The sequence below is a fragment of the Halopiger goleimassiliensis genome (assembly GCF_000455345.1).
Taxonomy (GTDB): domain Archaea; phylum Halobacteriota; class Halobacteria; order Halobacteriales; family Natrialbaceae; genus Halopiger_A; species Halopiger_A goleimassiliensis.
Genome location: NZ_HG315690.1, coordinates 207804 through 220517, shown reverse-complemented (window position 1 = coordinate 220517; position 12714 = coordinate 207804). Strand labels below are relative to the sequence as shown.

Annotated in this window: 15 protein-coding genes; 10 read left to right on the top strand and 5 right to left on the bottom strand. The window is 67.1% G+C overall.

Going from position 1 to position 12714, the window contains the following annotated elements:
• Positions 1-54: 54 nt before the first annotated feature.
• Complete coding sequence (locus tag TX79_RS01130) at positions 55-525, bottom strand: MGMT family protein (protein WP_049925209.1); 471 nt, start codon at positions 523-525, stop codon at positions 55-57.
• 173 nt (positions 526-698) lie between these two features.
• Between TX79_RS01130 and trpC the strand changes: the two genes are divergently transcribed.
• From trpC to arsN2, 7 genes are all read left to right on the top strand, one after another.
• The gene (gene trpC / locus TX79_RS01125) at positions 699-1478 is read left to right on the top strand and encodes an indole-3-glycerol phosphate synthase (RefSeq protein WP_049925208.1); all 780 of its coding nucleotides are present in this window, start codon (positions 699-701) and stop codon (positions 1476-1478) included.
• Positions 1479-1520: 42 nt separating this feature from the next.
• On the top strand, positions 1521-2789 hold the full coding sequence (trpB, locus tag TX79_RS01120; RefSeq protein ID WP_049925207.1) for a tryptophan synthase subunit beta: 1269 nt from the start codon (positions 1521-1523) through the stop codon (positions 2787-2789).
• Complete coding sequence (gene trpA, locus TX79_RS01115) at positions 2782-3741, top strand: tryptophan synthase subunit alpha (protein WP_049925206.1); 960 nt, start codon at positions 2782-2784, stop codon at positions 3739-3741. The genes trpB and trpA overlap by 8 nt, the downstream gene beginning before the upstream one ends.
• A gap of 24 nt (positions 3742-3765) precedes the next feature.
• On the top strand, positions 3766-4563 hold the full coding sequence (locus TX79_RS01110; RefSeq protein ID WP_049925205.1) for a 2-amino-3,7-dideoxy-D-threo-hept-6-ulosonate synthase: 798 nt from the start codon (positions 3766-3768) through the stop codon (positions 4561-4563).
• 77 nt (positions 4564-4640) lie between these two features.
• Positions 4641-5240 carry a poly-gamma-glutamate hydrolase family protein gene (locus tag TX79_RS01105; RefSeq protein ID WP_049925204.1) on the top strand — a complete coding sequence of 200 codons (600 nt, stop codon included), beginning with the start codon at positions 4641-4643 and terminating at the stop codon, positions 5238-5240.
• 64 nt (positions 5241-5304) lie between these two features.
• Positions 5305-6654 carry a tRNA pseudouridine(13) synthase TruD gene (truD, locus tag TX79_RS01100; RefSeq protein ID WP_049925203.1) on the top strand — a complete coding sequence of 450 codons (1350 nt, stop codon included), beginning with the start codon at positions 5305-5307 and terminating at the stop codon, positions 6652-6654.
• Positions 6655-6697: 43 nt separating this feature from the next.
• Complete coding sequence (gene arsN2 / locus TX79_RS01095) at positions 6698-7147, top strand: arsenic resistance N-acetyltransferase ArsN2 (protein ID WP_049925201.1); 450 nt, start codon at positions 6698-6700, stop codon at positions 7145-7147.
• Between the two features lie 105 nt (positions 7148-7252).
• On the opposite strand, the gene TX79_RS01090 is transcribed toward arsN2, so the two are convergent.
• From TX79_RS01090 to TX79_RS01075, 4 genes are read right to left on the bottom strand one after another with little or no spacing between them, the layout of a single operon-like run.
• Positions 7253-7894, bottom strand: coding sequence for a 30S ribosomal protein S3ae (locus TX79_RS01090; protein WP_049925200.1), 642 nt, complete (start codon positions 7892-7894; stop codon positions 7253-7255).
• A complete protein-coding gene (locus tag TX79_RS01085) occupies positions 7887-8183 on the bottom strand; it encodes a KEOPS complex subunit Pcc1 (protein ID WP_049925199.1) in 297 nt (98 codons plus the stop codon). The genes TX79_RS01090 and TX79_RS01085 overlap by 8 nt, the downstream gene beginning before the upstream one ends.
• Positions 8180-9361, bottom strand: coding sequence for a hypothetical protein (locus TX79_RS01080; RefSeq protein WP_049925197.1), 1182 nt, complete (start codon positions 9359-9361; stop codon positions 8180-8182). The genes TX79_RS01085 and TX79_RS01080 overlap by 4 nt, the downstream gene beginning before the upstream one ends.
• Before the next feature lie 4 nt (positions 9362-9365).
• Complete coding sequence (locus TX79_RS01075; RefSeq protein WP_049925196.1) at positions 9366-9833, bottom strand: 30S ribosomal protein S15; 468 nt, start codon at positions 9831-9833, stop codon at positions 9366-9368.
• Positions 9834-10213: 380 nt separating this feature from the next.
• On the opposite strand from TX79_RS01075, the gene TX79_RS01070 reads away from it, so the two are divergent.
• From TX79_RS01070 to TX79_RS01060, 3 genes are all read left to right on the top strand, one after another.
• Positions 10214-10801 carry a LemA family protein gene (locus tag TX79_RS01070; RefSeq protein ID WP_081655455.1) on the top strand — a complete coding sequence of 196 codons (588 nt, stop codon included), beginning with the start codon at positions 10214-10216 and terminating at the stop codon, positions 10799-10801.
• Positions 10802-10818: 17 nt separating this feature from the next.
• Positions 10819-11775 carry a hypothetical protein gene (locus tag TX79_RS01065; protein ID WP_154660439.1) on the top strand — a complete coding sequence of 319 codons (957 nt, stop codon included), beginning with the start codon at positions 10819-10821 and terminating at the stop codon, positions 11773-11775.
• Between the two features lie 69 nt (positions 11776-11844).
• The gene (locus TX79_RS01060; protein WP_049925191.1) at positions 11845-12681 is read left to right on the top strand and encodes a hypothetical protein; all 837 of its coding nucleotides are present in this window, start codon (positions 11845-11847) and stop codon (positions 12679-12681) included.
• Positions 12682-12714: the final 33 nt, after the last annotated feature.

Sequence of the window (12714 nt, the reverse complement as noted above, 5' to 3'; positions counted from 1 at the left end):
CACGAGGTCACCACGCCAGTACGCTGTGCTCACGACGACGCGCTCGATCCCACGCTACAGTTCCTCGAGCGAGCGGAGTTTCTGCTCGACGGCCGGCGGGGCGGCGCTCGGGCCGTCGCGGACGCGATGGTCGGGAATCAGGAGGGGTGCGGGGTTCTCGTCTAACGCCGTCCGGACCGTGATGCGGTCGTCCTCGTCCTCGTGGTCGAGGTCCGGGGTCATCCGGGCCAGCGTCTCCACGTCGACCTGGTCGCCGTAGGGAATCTCCCGGACCTGCTCGAGGACGGCCCGCTGGTCGGTCGGCACGGTCAGCGCGACCTGGACGTCGTCGAACGTGACGGGATCGATCCCGTCGAGGTACTCGAAGATCCGGTCGAGAATCGAATGCGCCGACTCGGCGTCGTCGTCCGGCACGTCGGGAAACGACACGCTCAGCACGCGCCCGCTCGCGACGCCGAGCTGGACGTGGCGGTCGAGGTACGTCGACTCCCGGGCGTAGATACCGGCGTCCGTGACGTCTTCCATGGAGACAGCGTACGCGCCACGGGCTTGAATAATCGCCGGTCTCTCCGCTGGACCGCGAAATCTACCTCAAGCACGAGCGTCGGGCCGTCCGTTCCCTTCGACACCGGCGCTCCAGCCCGGGACGTCCCGATGGCGCAAGGTATTTGTACATATGAGTACGTCGATGTACAATAATGAACTCCGAAACGGAGCTCGCGCCCGCGGTGGCGTCGATCCTCGAGGCCGCGCGGGAGCGATCGGGCGGTCCGGAGCGCGTTGCCGCCGACGCGCGATCGTTGCCCGACGCGCTCGAGCGCGCCGAGGCCGCGGGGCGTGACCCCGTCATCGCCGAAGTGAAACCGACGAGTCCCACCGCCGAGGGGACCCGCGACGACGACCCCGTCGCGTTGGCGGAGGCGATGGTCGAGGGCGGTGCGGCCGCGATTTCGGTGCTGACGGAGCCGACTCACTTCGGCGGTTCGCCCGAGGCGCTGACCCGCGTCCGCGAGGCGGTCGACGTTCCCGTTCTCCGGAAGGACTTCGTCCTCCGAGAGGACCAACTGGACGTCGTCGAAGCGGATCTCGTCCTGCTGATCGCCCGCTTCGTCGACGACCTCGCAGCCCTCGTGGACGCGGCCCGCGAGCGCGGGTTTCAGCCGCTCGTCGAGGTTCACGACCGCGCGGAACTCGAGACGGCCCTCGAGGCGGGCGCGGAGATCGTCGGCGTCAACAACCGCGACCTGGCGCGACTCGAGGTCGACCTCGAAACCTTCGAGTCCGTGGCCCCTGCAGTTCCGGACGACGTCACGCTGATCGCCGAGAGCGGCGTGTCCGACCCGGCCGACGTTCGGCGAATGCGCGAGGCGGGCGCGGACGCGCTGTTGATCGGGAGCGCGATCATGGACCACGGCGAAGGCGAGACCGACGTCGCGGCGAACACGCGCCGACTGACGGGCGCGAACGGAGGCGAGTAACGTGACGAGGACACAACCACAGATCAGCGAGGCCACGACAGCATGAGCACGGGCGATCACGACCGAGAGACGCGACGCGACGCCGACGGGACGTTCGGCGAGTACGGCGGCCAGTACGTCCCCGAGGCCCTGATGCCGGCGCTGCAAGAACTCGAGGACGCCTACGAGCGGTACGTCCTCGAGAACGAGGACGGCTTCATGGACGAGTTCCGCGAGCGCATGCGCGATTTCGGCGGCCGACCGACGCCGCTGCAGCGCGCCGACCGCCTGAGCGAGCGATACGACCGCGAAATCTACCTCAAGCGCGAGGATCTGGTCCACGGCGGCGCGCACAAGCTGAACAACGCGCTCGGGCAGGTGCTGCTCGCGAAGTACATGGGCAAGGAGCGGGTGATCGCCGAGACCGGTGCCGGCCAGCACGGGACGGCGACGGCGATGGCGGCGGCCCACCTCGACGTGCCCTGCGAGATCTACATGGGCCGGACGGACATCAACCGCCAGCGGCCGAACGTCTACCGGATGCGGATGAACGGAGCCGAGGTGAACCCGGTGACCGCCGGCTCCGGCACGCTGAAGGAAGCGATCAACGAGACGATGCGCGACTGGGCGACGACCGTCGAGCGGACCCACTACGTCATCGGTAGCGTGGTCGGTCCCCACCCGTTCCCGAAACTCGTCCGGGACTTCCAGTCGGTCATCGGCGAGGAGGCCCGCGAACAGATCCGGGAGAAAGCGGGTCGGCTTCCCGACAGCGTCGTCGCCTGTGCCGGCGGCGGCTCGAACACGATGGGGGCGTTCCACGCGTTCGTCCCCGACGAGAACGTCGACCTGTACGCCGTCGAAGCCGGCGGCTCGAGCCTCGAGATCGACACCGATGCGGGCGTCGCACCCAACTCGGCGACGCTCTCGACGGGCACCGACGGCGTGCTCCACGGCGCGATGACGAAGCTCCTCCAGAGCGACGACGGCCAGATCGTCGAGTCCCACAGCGTCAGCGCGGGGTTAGACTACGCCGGCGTCGGTCCCGAACTGTCCCACCTCGTCGAGACGGGACGCGTGACGCCCGTCAACGTCGACGACGAAGCCGCGCTCGACGGCTTTCACCGCCTCTCGAACCTCGAGGGGATCATCCCGGCGCTGGAATCGAGTCACGCACTCGGGTACCTTGAGGAGCAGACGGACGAGTTGGGCGACCTCGTGATCGTCAACGTCTCCGGCCGCGGCGACAAGGACCTCGAGACGGTGCTGGAGGAAACAGAGAAGCGCGACCTCGAGGCCGCGCCCGACGTGGAGGTGTTCGACGGTGAGTGACGACGGACGGTCGGAAGACGGCGAGTACGACAGCGACGTCGAGGCCGCCATCCGCGAGAACCACCCCGCGCTCATCACCTACATCACCGCGGGCGATCCCACCCTCGAGGACACCAAGGCGTACGTCGAGGCCCTCGATCGGGGCGGCTCGGACCTGATCGAACTCGGCCTGCCGTTCTCGGAGCCGATCGCCGAGGGACCGACGATCCAGGCGGCGATCAACCGCGCGCTCGAGGCCGGCACGACCCCCCAGGGGTTCTTCGAACTCGTCGACGACCTCGAGACCGAAGCCCCGCTGCTGGTGATGACGTACTACAACATGATCCTCCAGTACGGGGGACGCGAGGCACCACGCGCCTCGGATAGCGACGTGGCTTCGCCGCAGCGCAAGCCGGACGTGAGGCCGTTCGTCGAGCGGGCCGCCGAAGCCGGCCTCTCCGGGATCATCGTCCCGGACCTGCCCGCCGAGGAGGCCGACCCCCTGCGGGAGGCCTGCGACGATCACGGCCTCGACCTAGTGTTCATCGTCGCGCCGACGACCGAGGGCGAGCGGCTGGATCGGATCATGTCCCAAGTCTCGGGCTTCGCCTACGTGCAGGCCCGCCTCGGGACGACCGGCGCTCGGGCCGACGTCTCGACGGCAACCCACGAGAGCCTAGAGCGTCTCTCGGCGTACGACGTACCGAAGGCCGTCGGCTTCGGCGTCAGCGAGGGCGATCACGCCGCCGAGATCGTGGAAGCCGGCGCTGACGGCGTCATCGTCGGCAGCGCGCTCGTGGACATCATCGCTGAGCATAGCTCAGCGGGCACTGCGACGGAGTCGCAGAACATCGCTTCGAGCGACGACACCGACGAGGCTGTCGAGCGTCTCGAGACGAAGGCCGCGGAACTCAAACGCGGTGCCCGACGCGGAGCCGACGACGGAGACGTACCGGAACCAGAACACCCATAACTGCAAGCTTGCTACTGACCCGCAATGACTACCACAGGACTCGACGCACGGCTTCAGCGGATCGGAACGGACGGGAACTACGTCATCGTCCCGATGGATCACGGTATCACGATGGGTGCCGTTCAGGGGCTGAAGGACATCGAATCGACGATCGACGGCGTCACCCGTGGCGGCGCAGACGCCGTCCTCACGCAGAAGGGGATCGCTCCGCGCGTCCACGACAACAAGAACGGCAAGGGCTACATCGTCCACCTCAACGGTTCGACGACGATCGGTCCCGACGAGAACGACAAGCGGATGACCGGGACCGTCGAGGAAGCGGTTCGGGTCGGGGCCGACGCCGTCTCGTTCCACATCAACGTCGGCTCGGATCACGAACCGGACCAGATCACTCAGCTCTCTGAGGTCACGGCGGATGCGAAACGGCTCGGCATTCCCGTGCTCGCGATGGCATACGCCCGCGGGCCGGGCGTCGATCCCGAGGACCCCGAGGCACTGGGTCACGCCGTTCGCCTCGCCGAGGAACTCGGAGCCGACCTCGTCAAGACGGGCTACAGCGGCAATGCCGGGAGCTTCCGACACGTCGTCGAGTCCACGCGGTTGCCGGTCGTCATCGCCGGCGGTTCGAAGGGGACTGACCGGGAGACGATCGAGATGGTTCGCGGCGTCATGGACGCCGGCGGCGCGGGCGTTTCGATGGGCCGATCGATCTTCCAGCACGAAGATCCGGAGGCCATCGCGACCGCCGTCTCCGCCGTCGTCCACGACGATCTCGACGCCGAAGCCGCACTGAAAGAAGCCGGACTCGCGCTCGAGGCCTGACTGACTGCTCGACTCCGCTCGTCTTCGAGGCCGGATCGGTCCGACGTTTTTCCCGCGACGCGTGCAAACGACCAGTCGTGTCGCGACCGACCCTGACGACTCGACCACTCGAGGTGACCGAGACGGGCCACTACGTCGAACTGCTCTACGACGACGGAGCGACCGACGAGGTGTGCTGCTGTGCGGCCCACGGCGGGAGCGTCGAACCCGGTACCGCCGAACTCGCGCTGGAACTGGCGACGGACCTGCCGGCAGCCAGTTGCTGGGCCTGTCTGGGCGAGGAGACCGACGGGAGAGCCTTCGATTCGTGGCACCCGCCCTCGAGCGCCTTTTCCCCCGCGGAGTACCCGTTGCTCGACCGGATCGCCGACCGGGGATTCGAGACCGTCGTCAGCGTCCACGGACTGGCCGACGACGAAGTGCTCGTCGGCGGGCGGATCGATCGAGCCGTCAAACGAGGCGTCGCCTCGGCGCTCGAGGAAGTAGTCGACGTGCCGGTTTCGGTCGTCACGGGCGGCCAGTACGGTGGCGTCAGCCCAAACAACTTCGTCAACTGGCTGGCGCGGGAGGCGGGCGGCCTCCAACTCGAGTTGGGGCCGACGGCCCGCTCGACCGACGCCGACGACGTTCGATCCGTCCTCGAGGAAAGCGTCGTGTCGGGTCCGCTGGCTCCCTGAGGATCAGTCGTCGCCTCGAGAACGAACCGCTTTACCGTCGGCGTTCGAACCCTCGGTAGCAAGCATGCGTCCGGCACATCCGCGGGAGCAGGCCGTCGGGATGGAGTACTACGTCAGCGACGCCGACGGGGTCGGCGGCCGTCTCCGCGACGAGGACGAGCGGTTCCGCGTCCGCGAACTCGAGCGGTTTTCGACCGAACCCGTCGACGCGTCGACCGACGCCTACCCGCATCTGGTCGTTCGCGCGACGCTGTCGGGCTGGGACACCAACGACTTCGCGTCCCGCCTCTCGGACGCCCTCGGCGTCTCCCGCGAGCGCGTCGACTGGGCGGGGACGAAGGACAAGTACGCCGTCACCACCCAGCTGTTCTCGATCTACGGTGCCGATCCCGAGGACCTGCCCGACGTCGACGGCGCGGACATCGAAGTCGTCGGCCGGGCCGGGCGCTCGCTCGAGTTCGGCGACCTCGCCGGCAACGCCTTCGAACTCGTCGTGAGCGAGCCCGAACGGCCCGATCAGGCGACCGAGATCACCGCGGAACTCGCCTCCTTCGCAGGGACAGACGACCCTGACAAAGACGGGACGACGATCGGCGTCCCCAACTTCTTCGGCCAGCAGCGGTTCGGCAGTCGCCGGCCGGTAACCCACGAGGTCGGCCTCGCGATCGTCCGCGGCGACTGGGAGGGTGCCGTGATGGCCTACCTCGGGAACCCGACCGCGGCCGAACCCGACGGCACCCGGGAAGCACGCGGCTTCGTCGAGGAGACCCGCGACTGGCAACAGGCGCTCGAGGAGTTTCCCCATCGCCTGCGCTACGAGCGCTCGATGCTGCACGAACTGGCCGAGTGCGACGGCGATCCCGATAGCGAGACGTTCCGCGCCGCGCTCGAGCGCCTCCCCTCCAATCTCCAGCGGCTGTTCGTCCACGCCGCTCAATCGTACGCATTCAACCTGATGCTCTCCGAACGCCTCGAGCGCGGCCTGCCGTTCGACAGCCCCGTCGAGGGCGACGTCGTCTGTTTCGCCGACACCGACGCCCCCGAGGGCCTCGCGTTACCCGACACGGACCGCCTCCAGCGGGTCGACGACCGCCGCGTCCGCTCCGTAACCCGCCACTGCGAGCGCGGCCGCGCGTTCGTCACCGCGCCGCTGGTCGGCACTGAAACCGATCTCGCCGACGGCGAGCAGGGCGAGATCGAACGCGAGGTCCTCGCCGACCTCGACCTCGAGCCCGCGGACTTCGATCTGCCCGGGGAGTTCCACTCGAACGGGACGCGGCGGGCGATCCTGGTGCGGACCGACCTCGACCTCGACCGTGATCCGCTTCGACTGTCGTTCGCGCTGCCCAAAGGGTCGTACGCCACGGTCGTCGCCCGGGAGTACCTGAAGGTCGATCCGATCGACCTCGGGTAAAGCCATCGGCAGCGACTTGTGGCACATCGTCGTCAGTGACCACATGAGCGGCGCGTCGATCACGCTTCAACCGGCCGCCGACCGTGATCGTGGCCTCGCGTACGTCGAATCCCTGCTCGAGGCGAACGATCTCCCCAGTCGGGACGTTCGCGACGAGTCGGCGGCGTTCTTCGTCGGCTACGACGGCGACGAGCGAGTCGGCATCGGGGGCCTCGAAACCTACGGCAGCGACGGCCTCCTCCGCTCGCTCGTCGTCGATCGATCGGCCCGCGGAAACGGGTACGGAACCGCGCTCTGTTCGGCACTCGAGGCCCGCGCACGGACTGCGGGCCTCGAGCGGCTGTACCTGTTGACGACGACCGCGTCGACTTTTTTCGCAAATCGGGGGTACGAGGAGACCGACCGAGCCACGGTGCCGGACGCGATCGGATCGACCGCGCAGTTCGAGGATCTGTGTCCGTCGACGGCGACCTGCATGACGAAATCCCTGTAGGCGTCTCGACCGATCGCGTCGCATCGCCGGTTTCGCTCGATCAGCAGCTACCTGCAGCTACCGGCACGACGCTGTCGGCAAAAACGAAATCGCTCGCTCGCGCCGTTAGTCGCCGGCAGCGACGTCTTCCTCGTCGACGTCGACGGAGGTCGCCTCCTCCTCGGCGACTTCCTCGGGGTGGGCCTCGAGGGTGGCTTTCTGGATCTCGACGCGGCGCAGCGGGTAGATCGTCTTCGCCTCGCCGTAGATCGCCGAGGAGAGCCGTCCCTCGACGACGCTGCCGATCAGTTCCTCGAAGGTGCGTTCGGCTGCGGCCTCCTCGACCATCTCGACCATCTGCTCGCGGATGGCCTTCTCCTGGCTCGCGTCGGCCTTCTTGGTCGTGAAGGCCACGGGCTGGACCTGGACGCGGTAATCGTCCGTCGTGAGGACGGTGACGTAGGCCTCGATCTTCGAGGCACCGCGTCGGACCAGCGAGCGCAGGTAGTCGCGAGTCAGCGAGTGCTGTTCGAACTCCGTGTACGCGGTGTCGCTGCCGACGTCGGTCACCTTGAAGGTGAGCTTCGTGTTGTTCTCGCTGGCGTTGTTGTTGAGTTCGCCGAGCGTCGTTTCGATAGTTCGGTCGTAGACCTTTTCCGGTTCGTCCGCGGGGGTCTCACCGAGTTCCTGGCGATCGAACTGTTCGGGTGCCAGGACGGTGTACCACCGCTTCTCCTGTTTCGCGCGTGAGACTGATCGTTCACTCATTGTCGTGTTCTGGTTCGTCGTCGGACACAGTACCCGTGTCCGCTGGGCGTGCAGGCTGTTCGTCTCCGGAGCGAGCCGCGTCCGCGACCGTCGTCGCGACCTCGAGGTTCACCACGTAGTCGTCGACTGTCGCGTGCAGGCCGCCGGTCGTCGAGCGCTCGATCCGCGTGACGACCCGCTGGCCGTCCTCGGCGACCGTCGTCTCCATCTCGTCGGTGTTGTCCGGGCGAAGCGCCCGGGCGACGGCGTCGGGATCGTCGTGGGTCGTTCGGATCGTGGCGCGTTTCATCGAACCTCCCTCACCGTGGTGACGACCGTCGACGCCTCCGTCGACGGCGCGTACTGCAGGTAGCCTCGTTGCGGGCCGACGTCGTAGGCGACGGCGTCGGTCGCCGACTCGAGTTCGCGGGCGATCCGTTCGACCGTCGCGCCCTCGACCGGCCCCTCGCGAGCGACGAGCGCGGCCTCGCCGTCGCCGGTGACGAGCACCGTCGGCTCCGGCGAGCGGTAGGCCGCGACGAGGCGTCCGACCGCCGTCACCGGTCCGTCGTCGACGTCGACGACGTAGAGGCCGTCGTACCGCCCCGTCGAGGCACCCTCGATCGCTTCGTGGGCACGCCGCCCGTAGCTTCGCCAGGCGTCGAGCGCCGGATCGCGGGCGTCGTGACCCATCGCGAGCGCCGCACCCGTTCCCGGCTCCGTCCGGGCGGTCGCCTCGAGCACGTCGGCGTAGCCACCGACGGTTGCGAACGGCCCTGACGGCGTCGCGTAGGGTTTCAGCGCCCGGCCGATCGCCTCGGCCGCGTGCTCGGTCGCGTCAGGCGCGCCGACGGCGTCGAGCGCGACCAGCGAGCCGATCGCCCGGTGGTCTTCGCTCTCGAGATCGGGTTCGGTGCCCTCGACGTCGATCTCAGCCAGCGCCTCGCTCGTCGCGGCCGGATCACCCGACCACGGCGCACGCACTCGCGTCGAGTGCGCGAGGTCGTCGACCGGATCCGCCGTCGAGACGGCGACGCCCGGCCGTCGATCGACCAGGTCGCGATCCCGCGCGGTCTCGAGGAGCCACTCGGTGTCGCCGGCACCGGGTTCGACGCCGGCGGCGACGAGTCCGGCGAGTGCGAGCACCGGATCGGGTGACGCACCCAGATCGCGGGCTACCTCGACGGCGGCCGTCGTCGCGGGTCGATCGGGGTCGTCGAGTCGCGGCGCGTCGCCGTCCGTCGCGCCGATCGAGAGCGTCAGGTCGTCGGTGCCGGCGTCGGCCGCCTCGACTCGCTCGGTCCGCTCGGCGACGGTCCGACCGACCGTCACCTGGAACGGCGTCTCCCGTTCGGCGAGGGCCCGGGCGATGATCCCGCTCGCGGCGAGCGCGTCACCGTCCGCACGCGTAACGACCTGAACGAAGCCGGCGCTCTCGAGGCCCGGCGTTCCGTCGGTCGCGTCGGCGTCGCGGACGTCGGCTCCCATCGCGTTACTCCTCTAAGAGTTCCTTCGCGACGTCGTAGGAGTACGTGAAGTCCGGCTCGAGTTCGTCGCCGCGGTAGTAGTCGACGAGGCGTCGAACCTTCGACTCCGTGTTCTGCAGGGCGCGTTTGTTCTGGTAGTCCTGGGGGTTCTCCCGGACGTGCTCGCGCAGGCGCACGGCACGCTCCATCAGGTTCCGCAGATCCTCGGGGATCTCGGGTTCGGCGTCGTGCTCCTCGAGGATCTCGGTGATCTTCTTCCCGGTCGCCAGTTTGACGTCCGGGACGGGCGTGCCGGTGACGCCCTCGTCACGCAGTTTGATCCCGATCTGGCTGGGATCGTAGCCCTGCTCTGCCAGTTCGACGACCCGCTGTTCGATGTCCTCGGGGTCGACGTCGCTCCACTCCGGTGGTTCGTCTGCCGCGGGCCTGTCCGAACCGGACGAGCCCCGACGGCGGGTGTGCATTCGTGCCATTGTTCGAGGATAGGAACCGCACTGACCGCTCGAGACGTGCGACAGTCCACGGGGGACTGTCGGTGCACTTCCGCAATCCCAAGCCACCCCGAATAGCGGGTGGCGAGTCGGATTTGCGGCCGTGCGCTTCCCATCGGCATTCCGGGGAGTACCAGTAAAAGGGTATCGGACTACAGCGGACTTCTCCTCGCTCGGCGGTCCGCTCTCCACTACACTACCGCCGCTCGAGGTGGAAGAGCAACCACTTCCGAAATCGTATCTGCGTCCTCCGTTGGTATCGAATCGGGGTACGGCAACCATTTTCGATATGAAATTGTATAGAATATCAAAATTATACTTCTCCGAAATATATTTATGGCAGAAGTGTACTGGATTGGAACATGGCCCTACTCACGATCGTATTAGTGGTCCTGTTCGTAATTATCCTCGTCGCAGCGATCGCCGTCTGGTACGGGATCAGCCTGTACAACAGTCTGGTGGATCTGAAAAACCGCGTCGACAAACACTACGCGGACATCGAAACGTCGTTACAGCGCCGTAACGACGAACTCGACGGCGTGATTGCCTTCGCGAAGAAGGCGATGGACCAGGAAGACATCTACGTCGAACTGGCAGAAGCCCGCGAGCAGGCGAACGCAGCGGAGACGCCCAAGGAGCAGGCGGAAGCCGATCAGCAGGTCCAGCAGGCGCTGATGGACTTCGAGATGCGCGTCGAGGACTACCCCGACCTCGACGGCACCAGCGAGATGTTCGATCAGATCGAGAGCGTCAAATCGATCGAGGCGGACCTGCAGGACAAACGGACCGTCTACAACGACATCGTCACGCGCTTTAACACCCGCATCGAGCAGTTCCCGCACGTCATCTTCGCACAGCAACTCGGCTACGAGGAAAAAGAGCACTTCGAAGCCGAAGAAGAGGCCAAGGACGCGCCCGACTACGAGGAACGGCTCAACGTCGCCGACTAACCACACAGGGGATGACGATGACAACCGGAACTACGTTCGCGACTGCCGGGGAGCCGTTCGGGGCAGTGACGTCGACGCCGGGCTTCCTGTTCGATTCGGCGCTTGGCTACCTGTTCCTGCTGATCGTCGGGCTCTTTCTCGTCTACACCGGCTTCCGGAAGTACAAGACGAGCCAGCTGATCAAGAACACGCCGACGCAGAACATCCGCTCGCTGGCCGGGGGTCGGGCGGAGATCACCGGAACGGCCGTCCCAGCCGACGGACTCGTCGAAAAGCCGATCTCGGACGGGGAGTGTCTGTACGCTAAATATCGCGTCGAAGAACGCCGGATGATCGAGATCGGCAAGAATCGCAAGTGGCGCGTCTGGGTCACGGTCGAAGAGGGCGAGATCGGCCACGACTTCTACGTCGAGGACGAGACCGGTCGCGTACCGGTCGATCCCCACGACGTCGACCTCGAGGTCGAGGACGACAACACGACCCAGAAGACCGTCCGCACCGACGATACGACGCCCGATGCCGTCGAGGAGTTCGAATCGTCGACTCGAGACGAGGCCCGTACCAAAAGCGTCGGCGATCGCATCAAGGCCGAACTTCACCCGGCGAACCTGAGCGTTCGGTCGCTGCTACGGTTGTACGCGATCGCCAGCGCCCCGATGTGGGCGATCCTGAGCAACGTCAATCCGGCCAAGCGACGACGGCGCTACACCGAGTGGGTCATCGAACCCGACGAGGACGTCTACGTCTTCGGGTACGCTCGCGAGCAGGACGACAAGTCCGACTCGGCGATCACGACCGACGAGCGACTCGTCATGAGTCACGACGAGATGACCAATCGGTTCGTCATCTCGGATAAAGGCGAGGAAGCGGCCGCGGCCTCGTCGCTCCGTCGCCAGACGCCGATCTGGATGGGCAGCGGCGTCCTGCTCAGCGCCGTCTCGGTGTTCTTCCTGCTGAGCCTGCTGGGCATCTGAGACTCACGGGCCCAGGACGGTTCCACGCGAACTGCCGCGGGAGCCGCGCTCCCGTTTACCACCCTACCTATGACAGATCGAACCCGCGATCACGACGTCGAATCGACCACCCAGAGCGACGCCGAGGACGCCGCGTCCCCGGACCGAGCGGAGTCGGACCGCGACGATGTGGACGACGCGGGGAGTCAGGACGACCAGGAACCGAACCTCGAGACCGCCCTCGAGTCCGACGCCGACGAGACGGCAACCACGTTCCTCGAACTCGAGGCGGAACTCGGCCCGACCGCGAGCGGCCTCGAGGCCGGGACGGAGACGATCCGCGCGCAAGTCGTCGACGCCGCGGTGGTCGACGGTGGGGTCGTTCCCGACGACTACCCCTGGGAGATCGAGACAGCGGAGGCGCTCGCGCTCGACCTCGAGATCGGAAGCGACAGCGTGACGACCTACTTCGCCTGGCCGGAGACCGGGACCAACGAACGGCTGTCGCGCCTGCTGTCGGCGCTCGATATTCCGGCCGATTCGTTCGCCGAATTACACGGGAAACGGCTCCTCGTGACCGTCGAGGACGGCTACTTCGTGCCCGTCGTGCCGCCGACTCGCCCGCGCGGGTCGCCCACAGCACTGCCCGGTATCTACGCCGGGCTGGCGTTCAACCTGGCGTTTTTCGCCAGCCTGTTGACCGACTTCCTCTTCCAGCCGTGGCTGCTCGTGCCGTTTCTCCTGGTTAACCTGCTAGTCCTGCCAGCCGCCGTCGCCTACGACGGCTGGTACCTCCGGACCCAGACCGACTGGGGACAGGGACCCTGGTTCTGGGCCGTCCTGTCGGCCCTCCCGGGGCTAAATCTGCTTTCGATCCCCCTCTACCTGCGGTATCGGTCACAGGCGCGGCCGCTCGAGGATTCCTGAGTGGGGACGGGCGCTCTCGAACAGTCGTCCCGT